Here is a 16919-nt window from a genome sequence, read left to right on the forward strand (position 1 = left end):
TGTCTGTAGAGCCCCTAAACACTACCACATCTCATACCAAGCCGTAGAGGTTAATCATTCCTTGATACTTTTTGGTCTGACCGACGTATATATAATTATAATGCGGAAAGGTGGTGCATCTGCAGGATGGATGCATGGGCGATTTGGTTGATCATCGCAGGAATATTGCTGATCTGTGAAATGCTTTCGCTTACGTTTTACTTGCTTTGGCTCAGTATCGGGGCGCTCGTTGGAGCGGCTGTTGCTTTCGTAGCTCCTGAAGCTTACTTCTGGCAGGTTGTCGCAGGCTGTTTGGTTGCTGTTGTTCTGACCGTATTTACCAAACCGCTTGTCCGTAAATATCGCGGGTCGAAAGGGTTTAGGGATATCGGTACCGAACTTATAGGTAAGCAGGGGGTAGTCGTCGAACCGATTGAGGAGGGGAAGAACGGGATCGTGAAGGTCGGCGGGGATACCTGGACCGCCACGTCTGCAGCACCGATCGGCAAGGATGAACTGGTACGGGTATTGAAACGAAGCAGTACAATTATCGAGGTAGAACGATGGGAGGACATTTATTAATGGAATGGGCAATTATTGCGATCATTATCTTCGTTGTGGTTGTATTTATTTCACTTACGGTCAAGATCGTGCCCCAGCAAAGAGTCGGGGTTGTCGAGCGGCTTGGTAAGTTTAATCGGCTGCTGACGCCGGGGCTTAACATTTTGATCCCGATTATCGATCATGTGCGTTTGTACCACGATTTGCGGATTCAACAGACTAACGTGCCGCCGCAAACCGTAATTACGAAGGATAACGTTCAGGTGCAGATCGATACGATTATTTTCTATCAGGTCGTTGGCCCGGAAGAAGCTACTTATGGTATTTCCGACTATGTATATGGGGTGCGGAACATTACTACGGCAACGATGCGGCAAATTATCGGTAAGCTGGAGCTCGATGAAACACTGTCCGGCCGGGAAAAGATTTCGACGGAAATCCGGCTTGCGCTTGATGAAGCGACGGAGAAATGGGGCGTTCGGATCGAACGGGTAGAAGTCATCGACATCAAACCTCCGCTCGATATTCAAGAAGCAATGGATAAGCAAATGAAGGCGGAACGCAGCAAACGGGCGATCGTGCTTGAAGCGGAAGCCGCTAAGCAGGACATGATTCTTCGGGCTGAAGGGGATAAACAAAGTAAGATCCTGAAGGCGGAAGGCGATAAGGAAGCGCGGATTCGTGAAGCGGAAGGCTTGCGTCAGGCGCAGGAACTGGAAGGGCTCGGTCGCGCGAAAGCGATCGAAGCAGTCGCAGAAGCCGAAAAAGTGCGGATCGAAATGCTGCGTGATGCTGCACTGAATGAACAGGTGCTGGCATATCAATCTTTTGACGCCTTGAAGGAAGTGGCCAAGGGACCGGCTAACAAAGTATTTATTCCTTCCAACGCCATCGAGACACTCGGCAGCCTCGGTGCGATCGGCGAAATGTTTAAGAGCGGCAAGGCTGATAAATAGGCATGACAAAGCGCGAGGTTCCTACCTCGCGCTTTTTCTTTGATAGATACCGCTATAGGCATCGTCGAGCTTACTGCTACCTTAGGATTTACGGTCACTTTAGGGGTTCACTAGATGTATTTTGTGCAGTTAAACATGGCTTTATTGGACATTTCGAGCATTTAAATGCAAAAAGTACATTTAAATGGAACAAAACGCCTCTGCTAAGCAAAATTACTCAACTTTAGATGTATGTTTTACAATTAAAATCGAAAAATACACAATTTTCCTGAAGATAGATGCACTTTTTACATTTAGTTGTGATTATTAACTTTTCTTGCTTGCCGCTTGCAACTCTTCCTCAAACGACATCAAACTTTTAGTCCCCCAGACGATTAATCGCTTCATCAGCAAGGGGTCTTGCGAGGCGTCTGTAATCCCGTTTTCAAAGGTAAAAGCGTAATCAAAGCCATTGCCTTTTAAAATGTCCACCGTAGTCTTGTCTCTAAATCCGTAAGGATAGGCAAATACCCGAACCTTGGAACGGAGATGCTTTTCAATGGTTTGCTTAGCGGACCTAATTTCATCAAGCTGATCCTCTCTGGTCAGTAGCGGCAGCGACTTATGGTTTTTCGTATGGGGCATAATGTCCCACCCACTGTGGTGCAGCAGCTTCGCTTGGTCCCAGTTGATATAGTTGTGGCCATCCATCCAATCGGTAATGACAAACAGAGTGGCGATATAGCCGTACTGCTTCATAATGGGGTAGGCTTCGGTATACGTATTTTCATAACCGTCATCAAATGTAATCAATATTTGTTTCCCGTTGTTCTTGACTTTCCCCTGCAGAATCGCGCGAAACTGTTCTAGGCTAATCGTTTTGTAGCCTTCATCGTGCAGAAATTTCATCTGCTGCTGAAATTCCGCAGTACTTACGGTGAATCTATTTTTGATTCCGCTATTTGAGACGGAATGGTAGGCTAACACAGGGATCTTAATGCTAGAATTCTTCCAAGGGGAAGAAAGCTCAGGGTAATAATAAAAGGTGCTCTGCAACACCAAGCCAATAATTATAAAGGCAATAATGATGCCGGCCACCGTCATTCTTTTAAACATAAGAGCCTCCGACCTTACATGCTTGTGTAAATAAATCTTCGTAGTCTAGTTATACTACTTTATAATTAAGAGCGTAAATAGTCTATCAGATTAATTGTTTCTCGAAAAAAAAAGACCAATGATCGGAAAGTCGTTCATTGGTCTGGTAAGTTATAAAACGGAAGAGGGGGGGCTTACGCTTTACGCGTCAGCCTTACTGGAATCCGCCAGCTTGCTGTTCAGCCGGTTTAATTCGGCGTCAATTTCGGCACGTTTTGCATCGTTTTCTGCCTTAAAGCCGTAAGTGCTGCCTGAAACCTGTTTGCTTGCCTCCCATTCCAAAATTTTCTCTTCCATACGTTCGAACCCGCGGGCAGCGGAGCCGCTTTTAATGCCATAGCTGATGTTAGGACGCTCGATGTCGGCCCGATCATGGACTTTACGGGCTCTTGCAGCTAGTTCACTCCGTTTTTCCTTCAAGCGGGTGAACTCTTCCTTGCCTTCCTTAAGGCGAATTTCCAGCTCGGCTACCCGATCCCGGGCTTCCTTAGCTTCGGCGGCATACTGCTGGGCTTGTTCCTCATAGCGGAGCTTCTCGGCCGCGGCATGGCGGGCTGTAGCTTCATCCCCATCCTGTAGTGCGGTTAGCGCCCGAACTTCACATTGCTTAGCCAGATGGGCGATGTCCGCGCTTTTGCGTTCCTGAATGTTTGCTGTCATTTGTTGTTCCTTCAGCATTTTTTCTGCAGTATTCAGGTCATCCTCCAAATTTCGGAGGTATTGCCCCGTCATCAGGACCGGATCTTCCAGTTTGTCTAATACTTCATGGATAGATGCTTTTGCTAAATTGGATATTCTGTCAAACAGACTCATTTCAAATCTCTCCTTTGGTTTATCAATTGTTTTTTGGTGAATTAATAGTTTGAGAATGGATCATCGTAGCCAAAGACGCCGATCGGTTCCTTCGGTACGACGAGGCTGGCGATGAGGTATAAGGCAACGGCGGTTCCAAAGCTGAAAAAGACGGCGATTAGGGCGACCAGACGGACCGCGGTTGCATCCACATCGAGCCAGCGGGCGATGCCACCGCACAAGCCGCTAATTTGTTTGTCCGTAGCTGAACGATACAGTTTTCTCATGTAAAACACTCTCTTTCTAAAATTTATTTAATCGGGTTAGCGTTTATCATCCGCTCTTCATGGTTTTATTCTACCTGGATTTTTGGGGTGGGATAACGGGCTGGAGACGGTTTGTGAACTGGACCTTGGTCGGGTTGCGGCCTCGTCTTGAAGTCTGGGATGTGGGCGACATTAGCATAAAATGGGCAAAGTATCGTATAACAATATAGTAGCCGTTTTTTCGGAAAAATACGGTAGGGAAAGGAGTGCGAGCTATGAGCATCGCAGTTTTACAAGGTAGTACAAGGGATGGAGGAAATACCGAGCAGTTAACCAAAGTTCTACTGGAGGGCGTACCTTGCACGGAAATCGTTCTGCGGGAAAAACGAATTTTGCCAATTCATGATCAGCGGCATATGGAGGGCGGGTTTGATCCAGTCGAGGATGATTATGACGAGGTCATTCGGCAGGTGCTGGAGCATGATATTATTATTTTTGCTTCGCCGGTTTATTGGTATGGTATTTCCGGCCTCTTGAAAAACTTTATGGACCGTTGGTCGCAAAGCCTCCGGGATTCACGGTACAATTTTAAAGAGCTGATGGCTCGGAAAACGGCGTATGCCGTTATTGTAGGGGGAGACGATCCGCGTATTAAGGCGCTTCCTCTTATTCAACAGTTGAAGTATTCGTTTGAATTTGTCGGGCTGCCATTTGCAGGCTATGTGATTGGTAAGGCAAGCAAGCCAGGTGACATTATCCAGGATACCCGGGCGATACGGGAGGCGGAGACGCTAAATGCCGAGCTTAGAGCACGAGTGCGTGGGGAATAATCCGCAAGTCCGAGTGAATTTTATTCGTCAAATATCGGAGATTTGCTGTCGAATCGTTGACAGTGAATCTCTTTTTTTACACAGCAATAACATTGCAGGATTATAGTAGATGGATGGATAATATATAAATTTTAAATAACCCTCAAGGAGGAAAATACATTGACTGAAATCATCAATTTTGCACATCGTGGAGCAGCTGGTCATCGGCCCGAGAACACGATGGTTTCTTTTGCCCGGGCGCTGGAGCTTGGTGCTACTGGAATCGAGACAGACGTTCAAATGACGAAGGACGGGGAGCTCGTGCTGATTCATGATGAGACGCTGGACCGTACCGGAGGAGTTTCTTTGTGGATTAAGGATCTTACGCTGGCGGAAGTGAAGTCGCATGATGTGGGCTCATGGTTTCATGAGGATTATCGCGGAGAAACCGTTCCGACGCTGCAGCAGCTCCTTGAGCTTGTGAAGGATACGGACACGATCGTCAATCTGGAGCTGAAAACCGGCGTCGTCATGTATCCCGGGATTGAAGCTAAGGTGATCGAAGCCGTGCGCCGTTTTGGTATGGAGAAGCGGATCATTATCTCCAGCTTCAACCATTATTCTCTGGTGGAGTGCAAGAAAATTGCCCCGGAAATTCGCACCGGCATTTTGTACATGGAAGGCTTGTATGAGCCTTGGAATTATGCCAAGCAAATCGGAGCGGACGCGCTGCACGCCTATAAATACGCATTGATTCCGGAGCTGGTGGCTGCCGCCAAGCAGGCGGGGGTTGTGTATCATCCATTTACGGTCAACGAATCGGAGCACATGAAGGCTTTGCTTCAGGCGGGTGTAGCTGGTATTATTACGGATTATCCCGACCGCTTGACCGAGCTGTTGTCCAAACAAGGAGTGTGACGGATGAAAAAAACATGGCTGCTGGGACTCGGTTTTTTCAGCATTAGCTTAACCTGGGCGCTGTACAACGCGTTCGTCCCGTTGTTTCTGGACGACTACTTGAAGCATGCCGCCATGATCGGGTTTATGATGACGATCGACAATTATTTCGCCATTGTTTTGCAGCCATGGATTGGACACCGCAGCGATAAGACGAACACGAAGTACGGGAGGCGGATGCCTTATTTGTTGATCGGTATGCCGCTTGGTGCTATTTTTGCAACTTTAATTCCTTTACATACCGGCTTTGTTACTTTGATTCTGTTCATGGTGCTGATGAACCTGTCGATGAGCTTATTCCGAGCCCCAACAGTTGCTTTAATGCCTGATATTACTCCGGAGCACCTGCGGACGAAGGCAAACGGCGTCATCAACTTTATGGGCGGGATCGGGTCCGTGCTGGCCTTTGGCATCGGTTCGAAGCTGTATGGGATCGGTTCTTATGTGCCATTTGTGTTCGCGGGAATCATCATGCTGGCGTCTATGTTCGTATTGAAAGCCGTCATTAAGGAGCCAGCTGTACTGGCCCTGGAAGCTGGAGTGAAGACGGAACCGAAGCAGCCAATTCGGATCAAGGAGCAGCTTGATAAAACGACGGTACTCATTCTGTGCGCGATCTTTTTCTGGTTTGTGTCGTATCAAGGGGTTGAAGCGCTATTTACTCTGTACGGTACAAAGCATCTCGGCATGAGCGATGGGGAAGCCTCCTTTTCGCTAACGTTCTTTTCGCTGGCATTCCTTGTTTTTGCACTGCCAAGCGGCTGGCTCGGGGCCAAATTCGGGAAAAAAGCGATCATATCCATTGGTGTATCCGGGCTGATCCTCATATTCGGTTCACTCATTTTTGTTGAATCCGTGTTATGGCTCCGCGTGCTGCTTATCATCGGGGGAATTTTCTGGGCTTGCATCAACATTAATTCATATCCCTGGGTGGTGGCCACCGGCCGGGAAGAAAGCATCGGTACACGGACAGGGATATACTACTTCGTGTCCTCACTGGCTGCCATCACCTCACCGCCGCTGCTTGGCTGGCTGATCGACGTATTCGGCTATAAGGCGCTGTTCATTAGCGCTTCGCTCGGAATGCTGTGCGCGCTGATGTGCTTGCTTGGCGTTTCCTCGGAGAGAAAATCCGCAGGGCAAGGTCCAGAGGCGAAGCTGCCGTTTGCGGCGGAGTAGCAGCTCCAGCCTCCAGTGTGGCGGACCTTAGGAGGTTCTTTTTGAAATACGTTTCCGTAAACTTATTAAATGCATTTAGTACAGTTAAAAATCGCCTTATTGGAAGTATTGAGCATATAAATGCAAAAAGTGCAGCTAAAAGGTATAAATTACCCCTATCAATACAAATTGATCCAATTTAGATGTACATTTTGCAGTTAAAATCCAAAAATCAACATTTTGCCCGGAAATAGCTGCACTAAATACATTTAGTGGTGAATGGTGACATGATTACCGGATCTACCGGATTGAAGTTTGGTGAGAATTAAAGCGCTTGAGGGAGCAGAACGTAGAATAAAAGAGGGATAGGTAACGTATGGGATTCCATCATAATGGACCGTTCGAAGATTTTTTTCGGACGGTTTTTTTATGTGGGTGCGAGTGGTTAGGAGTGACTTCCACAGACCGGGTGGTTCCAGCATGATTTGTAATAATCGAGTTAACATGCAAGCAAAAAATGAAATTCAACAAGCCAAAGTAAGTGAACAAAGTCACAACCATGTGTTATTAATATGACAATTCTGCGAACTTTGACGTCTTGACCACCTATTGTGAACATTTATCAAAATCAGCAAATTTGGCGTATTTTCGTCGAAAATGAACGATAACAGACTTTTACCGTATTGTAAAGGATAATTATCACACTATTATCTTACATAAATTAACAGATATACCTATCTGTATGAATTGTTATTCGAACGCCCCTTCCATAACATAAGTTTTAGCTGAAATATAACGTCATCCTGATTTATCATGATGGCGCTCACAATGAAGAAAGGGGTATCGGTATCCTATGAAAAGGAAAGGGTTGCTGCTAGTTGCTTTTTCAGCCCTTCTTGTCCTCCTGACCGGTTGTAACTCCCTAACGGTGTTGAATCCGAAAGGTCCGGTGGCCAAGACCCAGTCAGACGTCATTATTTTCTCGATTCTAACAATGGCGTTGATCCTGTTAGTTGTTTATATTTTGTACATTTACATGCTGACAAAATACCGTGCTTCCAAAGCGGCTCCAGATTACGAACCGCCTCATGATGAAGGAAGCAAATGGCTGGAATTCACATGGACGGCAATTCCAGTCGTGATCGTCGTAATTCTGTCGGTAATTACCGTACGGAGTACCTATGCGGTAGAAAAAGTGCCTGCAGGCTATGAAAATCAAAAACCGCTAGTTATTTATGCCGCCTCCTCTAACTGGAAATGGCATTTTAGCTATCCGGAGGAAGGCATCGAAACGGTAAACTATGTGAACTTCCCAACGAATCGTCCAGTCGAGTTCCGCTTGTATTCTTACGGCCCGATATCAAGCTTCTGGATTCCGCAATTAGCCGGACAGAAGTATGCCATGAGCGACATGGTAACCAAGCTTCATATCGTAGCTGAACATGAAGGCTCCTATATGGGTAAGAACTCGAACTTCTCCGGTAAAGGATTTGCACATATGGAGTTTGAAGCACTGGCTATGAAACCAAGCGAATATGACAAATGGGTAAAAGAAGTTAAAGAGTCGGCAACGGCGCTGACGGAGCAGGAATTTGATTCGCTTCTGAAGGCGGAGCATGTCGGCCGTAAAACTTATACTTCCACACACCTGGCGTTTAAACCTGCACCTGAAGGTGAAAATGCTGGTCATCAGCATGGCGGCTCGGAAGGTACAAAGAATGGTTCTGACATGGAGAACATGGATCACTCCGATATGGAGGGCATGGACCACTCCAAAATGGAAGGCATGGATCACTCCGCAAATAATGAGCAAGGTTCGGGCGGCAACTAATGAAGGGGAAGGGAGTAGCTTGACATGAAATGGGACGAATTTTTCGTCACGGGCGAGCCGATGATTTACGGCGCGATGGTCAGCATTGTCGTGGTATCGCTGGCGATTCTCATCGGTCTAACCTATTTTAAAAAATGGGGCTACCTGTGGCGCGAATGGTTAACAACGGTTGACCATAAGCGAATTGGGATCATGTATATTATTTCTGCCCTGTTGATGCTGTTCCGCGGTGGCGTGGATGCGCTGCTTATGCGGGCGCAATTGACAGTGCCTGAAAACGGGCTGCTTGATGCGCAGCACTATAATGAAATCTTTACTACGCACGGGGTCATCATGATTTTGTTCATGGCGATGCCGTTTATCATCGGTCTGATGAACGTGGTTATTCCTTTGCAAATTGGAGCACGGGACGTTGCGTTCCCACGGCTGAATGCAGTCAGCTTCTGGCTGTTTTTTGCCGGGGCGATGCTGTTCAACATTTCCTTTGTCATCGGGGGTTCCCCGGACGCAGGTTGGTCCGCATATTTCCCGCTGGCCAGCATCGAGTTTAGCCCGACGGTGGGCAATAACTACTATTCTATCGCACTGCAAATTGCCGGGATTGGTACGCTAATGACGGGGATCAACTTCCTCGTAACGATTCTGAAAATGCGTGCGCCGGGCATGACTTTGATGAAAATGCCGATGTTTACCTGGTCGGTACTGATCACATGCGTTATCATCATTTTCGCATTCCCGGTATTGACCATTGCGCTGGCGCTGATGATGTTCGACCGGTTGTTTGGCTCACAGTTCTTCACGATGGCCAACGGCGGGATGGATATGCTCTGGGCGAACCTGTTCTGGGTATGGGGTCATCCGGAAGTATATATCGTTATTCTGCCGGCATTCGGGATTTACAGTGAAATTATCTCGACGTTTTCACGGAAAAACCTGTACGGCTACAAGTCGATGGTATTCAGTATGGTTGTCATCTCACTGCTCTCGTTCGTCGTATGGGCGCACCACTTCTACACGATGGGCCATGGCGCGATGGTGAACGGGGTATTCTCGATCACAACGATGGCTATTGCCATACCGACAGGGGTAAAAATATTCAACTGGCTGTTCACACTGCGTAAGGGGAAAATCGTATTTACGACCCCGATGCTGTATGCTCTCGCGTTTATTCCGATCTTTACGATCGGCGGTGTAACCGGGGTTATGCTGGCGATGGCGAGTGCCGATTATCAGTACCATAACACGATGTTCCTGGTCGCTCACTTCCACTACGTGCTCATTCCGGGTACCGTGTTCGGGGTTATCGCCGGTCTCTACTACTGGTTCCCGAAACTGTTCGGCTTCCGGCTCAATGAACGTCAAGGCAAATTGGCCTTCTGGTTCATAGCGATCGGCTTTAACGTTGCGTTTATGCCACTATTCTTCCTCGGCCTTAAAGGGATGACTCGGAGAATGTACACCTATTCAGAGAGCACAGGCTTTGGTCCGCTAAACATGATCGCTACGATCGGTGCGGTAGGCCTCGCCATCGGTTTTGGAATTCTGGTGTACAACATTTACTGGAGCTTCCGTTATGCTGAGAGAGATAAGACCGGTGATCCATGGGATGCACGGACGCTGGAATGGAGCACGCACAGCCCGATTCCGGAGTACAACTTTGCCGTCATTCCGAAAGTGCACGGACATGATCCGTTCTGGGAAGCTAAAAAAGGTGGAAAACCACTTTTTGAAGATAAAATTGAAGAGATTCACATGCCGAATAACAGCGGTCAACCAGTGATCCTGGGCGCGATCTTCTTCTTCCTCGGATTTTTCCTGGTGTTCAGCTGGTGGGTTCCGGCAATTATCGCCGGCATCGGCGTTGTGATTATGCTGGCCGTACGTTCGTTTGAGCGGGATCATGGTCATCATATTCCGGTCAAGGAAATTTTGAAGACCGAACAAGCGCTTGCAAATCGGAACAACACTGATGCAGGATTGCGGGGTGAACACGCATGAAATTAGATCATTCGCTGCCGCTTGAATACCGTTCGGAAGAAAACAGCAATCGGATTCTCGGGTTCTGGATTTTCCTGGGTGCGGAAATCGTTCTCTTCTCTACGTTGTTCGCGGTGTATTTAACACTTTGGAATCGGACCGGCAACGGTCCTTCCGGGCATGAGATTTTTGAAATCGGACCGGTACTGATCGAAACCTTCGTTCTTTTGACCAGCAGCTTCACCATGGGGCTGGCGATAAACAGTATGCGTCTGGGACTGAAAAAGCCGTTTATGGCGTTTTTCCTGATCACATTGCTCCTTGGACTCGTGTTCCTCGGGGTAGAAATTTCCGAGTTTGTGACCTATGTCAATGAAGGCGCGACCTTGCAAACCAGTGCGTTCCTTTCGAGTTTGTTCACTTTGCTTGGCACGCATGGCGCTCACGTCACACTCGGTTTATTATGGGGTAGCGGGCTGTTGATTCAGGTGAAACGGGAAGGATTTTCGCTCGATACGGCGAACAAATCGTTTATTTTCTCGCTGTACTGGCACTTCCTCGACGTGGTCTGGATCTTCATCTTCAGCTTCGTATATTTGAAAGGACTGATGTGACATGAAAAAGCTATTCCCGGTTCAACACGTCATGGGATATGTGTTTTCGCTGATCCTTACGGTTGTCGCGCTGTCCGTGATCTTCTGGGACTTGTCTTTATCGACCGGAATATTCATTTTGGTGATTTGCGCGGTCATTCAAATGTCACTTCAGCTCTTTATGTTTATGCATATCGGCGAAAATGGCAGCAAAACCGCGCTCCTCACCAACCTGGCCTACGCGCTGTTCGTCGGCCTCGTAACCGTGTTCGGTACGCTGTTTACGATGATTTGGGGATATCAATAAGTTAGGGCGAGAGTGGAGGCGAATCGTCCCCACCTTTGGAAGCTGCAAAAAGCTCGTCGTCACATAAAATGTGGCGGCGGGCTTTTTTTGAATGATAGAGTCTGTAAGCTTTTAGCGGCGGAGTTGAATAAATTCTGTACAGGCAACTACCGATGCGGTGAGATACTAGGCCCTGCGCATTCGATGTAGAGAGCTGTGTTAGGTGTTGTCAAGCTAGGGCGAGGTAGTCCATTTGTTGTGCTAGATGTATTTTGTACATTTATTTTTGGCTAGAAATCGAAAGAGGGTCGTTTAGTTGTAAAAAGTACATTTAAAAGTTCGGATTTCAGGGATAAGGCGCTTGGGAGCCGAGATTAGATGTAGGTTATGCAGCTATTTGAAGTGAAACGGGGATTACCGCTGATTTAGATGTATTTTTTACATTTACTTGGAGGGGCCATACATAGATGAAGGTAAAAATGTAGGTTGAACCGTTCGTTCATTCATTTCTACGTTGCTTTATAGCAGATACCACGTACCGGAGGCGAATATTCATAGGCATTGGCGGATATTTTACTTGTATTAGCCAGATTATCAAAAAACATCTTTACATACCCCCATGGGGTATATTATAATGACATCAGAAACGAAGCCAGCAGGCAAGGGAAGGAGAGAGGGGTATGCCAGAGGAGAATCAACATTCCCATGCGGAACACTGCAAGGATGAGAATTGCGGTTGTACTGACAATGACATGCATTCCAAGTCGGTGAGACACAGTCACCATTCCGAAGTGATGAAGAGCAATTTGACAAGCCGCTTGAACCGTATCGAAGGGCAAATTCGTGGAATCAAAGGCTTGATAGAGAAAGACACTTACTGTGATGATGTGCTCAATCAGATAGCTGCCGTTCAATCGGCGCTGAACAGTGTTGGGCGTTTGCTACTGGAAGGGCATATGAGGAGTTGTGTCATCGAGCGCATTCAGGCTGGCGAGACGGAAGTGGTCGACGAATTGCTCGTTACGGTCAATAAGCTTATGAAATAAAAGCTAGTCAGAAGGCTGGTCTAATTTATAAATAACTTTTTAGGAGGACTTAAATATGCAAAATATTACGTTGAATGTAGAAGGAATGTCGTGCAATCATTGTGTGAAATCGGTTGAAGGAGCTGTTGCCGGACTGGGCGCTACGGGAAAAGTGGACTTGGCGGCTAAAAAGGTTTCCATCACTTATGATGAAACCCAATTGACGGTTGATCAGCTTAAAGAAGCGATTGAAGAACAAGGATATGACGTTGTTTAAAGGCAGAACTCCGTTTCTGCTGCCTAAAATATACCCCCATGGGGTATTTAGCGGTGATAGATGAGATTAGGAGGGATTGTTATGGAAAAAGCGCTGTCGGCATCCGCCGATCAGGCGACGCTGCAAATTACCGGTATGACTTGTGCGGCCTGTGCGAACCGGATTGAGAAGGGGCTGAATAGACTTCCCGGCGTAGAGCAGGCCAACGTCAACCTGGCGCTGGAAACCGCACAGGTGAAATACGAGCCGGAGCAAGTATCTCTGGATCAGATTATGAATAAAGTAGGTCAGCTCGGATACGGTGCGGTACTGAAGCCCTCAGAACAGGAATCGGAGGATATTCGGGCCAGGGAAATTACCCGACAGAAGCATAAGCTGATTGTATCGGCAGTGTTGTCTTTTCCTCTGCTGTGGGCGATGGCCGGACACTTCTCCTTCACTTCATGGATTTGGACGCCAGAGCTGTTCATGAATCCTTGGTTCCAGCTCATACTCGCAACTCCGGTGCAGTTTGTGATTGGGGCGGGCTTCTATATTGGAGCGTATAAAGCGCTGCGAAACCGCAGCGCCAATATGGATGTACTTGTAGCGTTAGGCACGTCAGCCGCTTATTTTTACAGTTTGTACTTAAGCTTGGATGCCTTGTCGATGCCGCACGGGCATACCCCCCAGCTGTATTATGAAACGAGCTCGATCCTCATTACACTGATCCTGCTCGGCAAATGGTTTGAAGCACTAGCGAAAGGACGGTCTTCCCAGGCGATCAAAACGCTGATGGGACTGCAGGCCAAGACTGCGCTTGTGGTCAAGGATGGAGTGGAGACCGTCGTACCGATTGAGACCGTTGTGCCGGGCGATCTTCTGATCGTCAAGCCGGGTGAGAAAATTCCAGTCGACGGGGTAGTCGTTGGCGGTTTGTCGGCTGTCGACGAATCGATGCTAACCGGGGAAAGCATTCCGGTCGAGAAGAAGGAAGGCGACCCCGTCATCGGCGCGACCGTGAACAAACATGGAGTGCTGCGCATCGAGGCTTCCCGAGTAGGAAGCGAAACGGCACTGGCGCAAATTATCCGCGTTGTAGAAGAAGCGCAGGGCTCCAAGGCTCCGATTCAGCGCGTGGCTGACGTCATTTCCGGTATTTTTGTGCCGATCGTGGTCGGGATCGCTATCGTCACTTTTCTAGTATGGTTCTTTCTCGTCGAGCCGGGCAGCTTTTCAGAGGCGCTGGAAAAGGCGATTGCGGTCCTGGTCATCGCCTGTCCTTGCGCATTGGGCCTAGCAACGCCGACGTCGATTATGGCCGGGTCCGGACGAGCCGCGGAGTACGGCATCCTGTTTAAGGGCGGTGAGCACTTGGAAACCGCCCAAGGGCTTGACACGATCGTGCTCGACAAGACGGGCACGATCACGCGGGGGCAGCCGGAGCTCCGGCAAGTCGTTCCCGCCGAAGGCGTGGACGACGCGGAGCTGCTCCGGCTCGTGGGTGCCGCCGAGCGCGGATCCGAGCATCCGCTGGCGGAAGCGGTGGTGGCCGGCGCCAGAGCGCGCGGCCTCGAGCTGCCCGAGGCGACCGCCTTTGAGGCGGCGCCGGGGCACGGCATCTCGGCGGTCGTGCTGGGCCGCCGAGTGCTCGCCGGAACGCGCCGCTTGATGGCGCGTGAAGGCGTGGACGCTTCCGCCGCGCTTAAGGCGATGGCGGAGCTCGAGGAAGGCGGCAACACCGTGCTGCTTGTTGCCGTGGATGGCGCTTATGCGGGGATGGTCGCGGTGAGCGACACCGTGAAGGACACATCCAAAGCCGCCGTGGCGCGGCTGAAGGAGATGGGGCTTCACGTGGTCATGATCACCGGCGACAATGAACGCACCGCGAAAGCAATCGCCGCCGAGGTGGGCATCGATGAGGTGCTTGCGGAGGTACTGCCGGAAGGCAAGGCGGCGGAAGTGAAAAAGCTGCAGGAGCAAGGCCGCAAGGTCGCGATGGTCGGCGACGGAATCAACGACGCTCCGGCACTCGCCATTGCCGACGTCGGCATCGCTATTGGCACGGGCACCGATGTCGCTATGGAGGCAGCCGATGTGACACTGATGCGCGGCGACCTTCACGGGGTACCGGATGCCATCGCCATGAGTAAACGGACGATGGGCAACATCAAGCAGAACCTGTTCTGGGCGCTGGCTTACAATACCATTGGCATTCCGGTGGCAGCGGCAGGTTTTCTTGCCCCATGGCTGGCCGGCGCGGCGATGGCTCTGAGCTCGGTGTCTGTCGTACTGAATGCGCTCAGGCTGCAGCGAGTGAAACTATAAGAAGGAAATAAAGTTTACCTTAGTTTCCAACCGCGTGAACAGCATTCCCTAAAACCGCAAACAAGCCTTCAATGAGTTCCTGAATAGGGAACCGACATTGAAGGCTTGTTTTTTAGCTTACTATTAACGCTGCAACGATCGTCACTAAACCCGCTAGTATTATCGCTACAATAATCACTTCGTGCTAATGCGTTACGTAAATAACGCCCTGCTCTTGCAGTCCCGCTATGAACAGATTCACCAGCTTCAGGCAGTCCTCAATTTTTAGGACATCCGGATTTTTGCAGCTTTCCGTAAAGGTGAGCGTCGCTTTATTCTCTTTAACGCGGGTTCTCACATAAGCGCTTGGATGCTGATCGAGCGCTTCCGCCAGTCCATCTTGTTTTAAGACAGAACGGAATACGCTGGGATGAGATGCCCTAGCCTGGAACCGCTTGTTCATATCCGATGTGGGCAAAGTGGTTGGTCTCCGTCCATGCAGGAACAAGGCAAATGCAGGCCGCTTGGCGGAAAAAAGATCAAACTCCAACTTACGGCGCGGCCGGAAGCTGTATTTTATGCCGATGACAAGGTTTTTGTTGGATGAATCGGAGCTGGCCTCCGTCAGGGTAATGGTGCATTCTCCAAGACCCTTGGTAAGCAATACTCGCACATACTGGCCGGTATATTTGAAGTCTTTGAACTTCGCAGCTACAAATTTTCCGCCGTACATCTTTTCATATTCTTTTAGAAGGACCGTGGTTTTAGATTCCCACCAACGCTTGCGAACCGCTTTAGTCTGCATCCTTCTCTTCCTCCTCCCTGCGAAGTCCATGGGGGGAAGGCAGGCGGCCTTCCCGGCGCAGAGCTTCTCGTAGCAGGTATTCGATATGACCATTCACGCTTCGGAATTCGTCCGCTGCCCAGCGTTCCAAAGCTTGATAAAGAATTGGGTCAAGGCGAAGTGGGAAGCTTTTTTTGCTGGCCATGGTGTTTTTGAGCCTATCTTAGTACAGCGTACTTGAGTTGATGACCGGCTGGGCGGAACGGTCGGATACAACGGCGACGAGTAGATTGTTGATCATAGCGGCTTTGCGTTCATCATCCAATTCCACGACGTGACCAGCCTGCAGACGTTCGATAGCCATTTGTACCATCGTAACCGCCCCGTCGACGATTTTTTCGCGGGCAGCGATAATCGCTTCGGCTTGTTGGCGCTGCAGCATAGCGCTGGCAATTTCGGTCGAATAGGCCAAATGAGTCAGGCGGCATTCGATGACTTTAACTCCGGCCATGGCAAGACGTTTTTGCAATTCCTCGGTTAACTCCAACGCGATTTCTTCGGTATTTGCACGTAGTGAGAAGCTGCCCGAATCATTCAATTCATCGTAAGGATATTTGCTGGCAACGTGACGTAGTGCAGCTTCACTTTGAATCTCAACGAAGGTTTCATACTCATCCACTTCAAAAAGTGCTTTAGCAGAGTCGACAACCGCGAAAACGACCACAGTAGCAATTTCGATCGGGTTCCCGTTCACATCGTTGACCTTCAGTTTAGCACTATTGAAATTTCGAACGCGCTGCGATACTTTTTTGCGAGTGGAGAACGGGATAGCCAGATAAAACCCGCTTTTCTTAATGACGCCGAGATAACGGCCGAAAAAAGTAACGACAGCGGCTTGATTCGGCTGCACGATCGTTAGACCCGTCAGCAGAATAAATGCAATAACGAGGGCCGCGATTCCGGCTACCATCGGAAGCACGTCGGTCAGTGTCAGCAAGTACACGCCTACGGCGGTGAAGCCGGCAATAAACAACATGGCGATAAATCCGTTCAGATACGATATTTCTTTTTCCTTATACATGTGAGGGCACTCCTTCTTATTCATATTGTATTGATGTTGTTATGATATCACTTTTAGAATATATTGTAAATACGTACGACCTAAAATAGTGCTTACTTTTCAGCCTGTTTTGCAAATGTGTGAACATAAGGCGAAATGCGGTGCTTTAACGGGCACGAGTAAGATAG

The 16919-nt window shown here is 48.9% G+C and carries 18 protein-coding genes; 12 read left to right on the forward strand and 6 right to left on the reverse strand.

The annotated features are described in order from the left end of the window. Positions 1 to 126: 126 nt before the first annotated feature. Together ACFQ3W_RS04710 and ACFQ3W_RS04715 are read left to right on the forward strand one after the other, a co-directional pair. A complete protein-coding gene (locus ACFQ3W_RS04710) occupies positions 127 to 561 on the forward strand; it encodes an NfeD family protein (protein ID WP_379317112.1) in 435 nt (144 codons plus the stop codon). Continuing rightward, the gene (locus ACFQ3W_RS04715) at positions 561 to 1496 is read left to right on the forward strand and encodes an SPFH domain-containing protein (RefSeq protein WP_379317114.1); all 936 of its coding nucleotides are present in this window, start codon (positions 561 to 563) and stop codon (positions 1494 to 1496) included. The genes ACFQ3W_RS04710 and ACFQ3W_RS04715 overlap by 1 nt, the downstream gene beginning before the upstream one ends. A 306-nt stretch (positions 1497 to 1802) precedes the next feature. Here ACFQ3W_RS04715 and ACFQ3W_RS04720 read toward each other — a convergent pair whose 3' ends face one another. The 3 genes from ACFQ3W_RS04720 to ACFQ3W_RS04730 all read right to left on the reverse strand — a co-directional run bounded on the left by ACFQ3W_RS04720 (position 1803) and on the right by ACFQ3W_RS04730 (position 3709). Then, entirely contained in the window at positions 1803 to 2591 is a 789-nt protein-coding gene (locus tag ACFQ3W_RS04720; RefSeq protein ID WP_379317116.1) for a polysaccharide deacetylase family protein, read from the reverse strand. Between the two features lie 180 nt (positions 2592 to 2771). Next, entirely contained in the window at positions 2772 to 3443 is a 672-nt protein-coding gene (locus ACFQ3W_RS04725) for a PspA/IM30 family protein (protein WP_379317118.1), read from the reverse strand. Between the two features lie 41 nt (positions 3444 to 3484). After that, positions 3485 to 3709 carry a PspC domain-containing protein gene (locus tag ACFQ3W_RS04730; RefSeq protein ID WP_379317120.1) on the reverse strand — a complete coding sequence of 75 codons (225 nt, stop codon included), beginning with the start codon at positions 3707 to 3709 and terminating at the stop codon, positions 3485 to 3487. Positions 3710 to 3963: 254 nt separating this feature from the next. Here ACFQ3W_RS04730 and ACFQ3W_RS04735 point away from each other — a divergent pair, with 254 nt between their 5' ends. The 10 genes from ACFQ3W_RS04735 to ACFQ3W_RS04780 all read left to right on the forward strand — a co-directional run bounded on the left by ACFQ3W_RS04735 (position 3964) and on the right by ACFQ3W_RS04780 (position 14908). Beyond that, positions 3964 to 4518 carry a flavodoxin family protein gene (locus ACFQ3W_RS04735; RefSeq protein WP_379317122.1) on the forward strand — a complete coding sequence of 185 codons (555 nt, stop codon included), beginning with the start codon at positions 3964 to 3966 and terminating at the stop codon, positions 4516 to 4518. A 159-nt stretch (positions 4519 to 4677) separates the two neighbouring features. After that, positions 4678 to 5415: a glycerophosphodiester phosphodiesterase gene (locus ACFQ3W_RS04740; RefSeq protein ID WP_379317124.1), complete on the forward strand. Its 738-nt coding sequence runs from the start codon at positions 4678 to 4680 to the stop codon at positions 5413 to 5415. Between the two features lie 3 nt (positions 5416 to 5418). Continuing rightward, the gene (locus tag ACFQ3W_RS04745; protein ID WP_379317126.1) at positions 5419 to 6633 is read left to right on the forward strand and encodes an SLC45 family MFS transporter; all 1215 of its coding nucleotides are present in this window, start codon (positions 5419 to 5421) and stop codon (positions 6631 to 6633) included. 832 nt (positions 6634 to 7465) lie between these two features. Further along, on the forward strand, positions 7466 to 8443 hold the full coding sequence (gene qoxA / locus ACFQ3W_RS04750) for a cytochrome aa3 quinol oxidase subunit II (protein WP_379317128.1): 978 nt from the start codon (positions 7466 to 7468) through the stop codon (positions 8441 to 8443). Positions 8444 to 8467: 24 nt separating this feature from the next. Continuing rightward, positions 8468 to 10441 (forward strand): cytochrome aa3 quinol oxidase subunit I, encoded by a 1974-nt coding sequence (gene qoxB, locus ACFQ3W_RS04755; protein ID WP_379317131.1) that lies wholly within the window; start codon positions 8468 to 8470, stop codon positions 10439 to 10441. Next, complete coding sequence (gene qoxC / locus ACFQ3W_RS04760; RefSeq protein WP_379317133.1) at positions 10438 to 11034, forward strand: cytochrome aa3 quinol oxidase subunit III; 597 nt, start codon at positions 10438 to 10440, stop codon at positions 11032 to 11034. The genes qoxB and qoxC overlap by 4 nt, the downstream gene beginning before the upstream one ends. Before the next feature lies 1 nt (position 11035). Then, positions 11036 to 11320, forward strand: coding sequence for a cytochrome aa3 quinol oxidase subunit IV (qoxD, locus tag ACFQ3W_RS04765; protein WP_379317135.1), 285 nt, complete (start codon positions 11036 to 11038; stop codon positions 11318 to 11320). 731 nt (positions 11321 to 12051) lie between these two features. Further along, positions 12052 to 12345, forward strand: coding sequence for a metal-sensitive transcriptional regulator (locus tag ACFQ3W_RS04770; RefSeq protein ID WP_379317229.1), 294 nt, complete (start codon positions 12052 to 12054; stop codon positions 12343 to 12345). Positions 12346 to 12400: 55 nt separating this feature from the next. Continuing rightward, positions 12401 to 12601, forward strand: coding sequence for a copper ion binding protein (locus ACFQ3W_RS04775; protein ID WP_379317137.1), 201 nt, complete (start codon positions 12401 to 12403; stop codon positions 12599 to 12601). An 81-nt stretch (positions 12602 to 12682) separates the two neighbouring features. Beyond that, positions 12683 to 14908 (forward strand): heavy metal translocating P-type ATPase, encoded by a 2226-nt coding sequence (locus ACFQ3W_RS04780; RefSeq protein ID WP_379317139.1) that lies wholly within the window; start codon positions 12683 to 12685, stop codon positions 14906 to 14908. Positions 14909 to 15092: 184 nt separating this feature from the next. Here ACFQ3W_RS04780 and ACFQ3W_RS04785 read toward each other — a convergent pair whose 3' ends face one another. Genes ACFQ3W_RS04785 through ACFQ3W_RS04795 form a run of 3 tightly spaced genes read right to left on the reverse strand, consistent with a single transcriptional unit; the run spans position 15093 to position 16752 of the window. Then, positions 15093 to 15692: a hypothetical protein gene (locus ACFQ3W_RS04785; protein WP_379317141.1), complete on the reverse strand. Its 600-nt coding sequence runs from the start codon at positions 15690 to 15692 to the stop codon at positions 15093 to 15095. Beyond that, a complete protein-coding gene (locus ACFQ3W_RS04790; protein WP_379317143.1) occupies positions 15682 to 15876 on the reverse strand; it encodes a toxin-antitoxin system HicB family antitoxin in 195 nt (64 codons plus the stop codon). The genes ACFQ3W_RS04785 and ACFQ3W_RS04790 overlap by 11 nt, the downstream gene beginning before the upstream one ends. An 18-nt stretch (positions 15877 to 15894) precedes the next feature. Next, entirely contained in the window at positions 15895 to 16752 is an 858-nt protein-coding gene (locus ACFQ3W_RS04795) for an SPFH domain-containing protein (protein WP_379317145.1), read from the reverse strand. Positions 16753 to 16919: the final 167 nt, after the last annotated feature.

This window comes from Paenibacillus puldeungensis (assembly GCF_042678945.1).
GTDB classification, from domain to species: domain Bacteria; phylum Bacillota; class Bacilli; order Paenibacillales; family Paenibacillaceae; genus Fontibacillus; species Fontibacillus puldeungensis.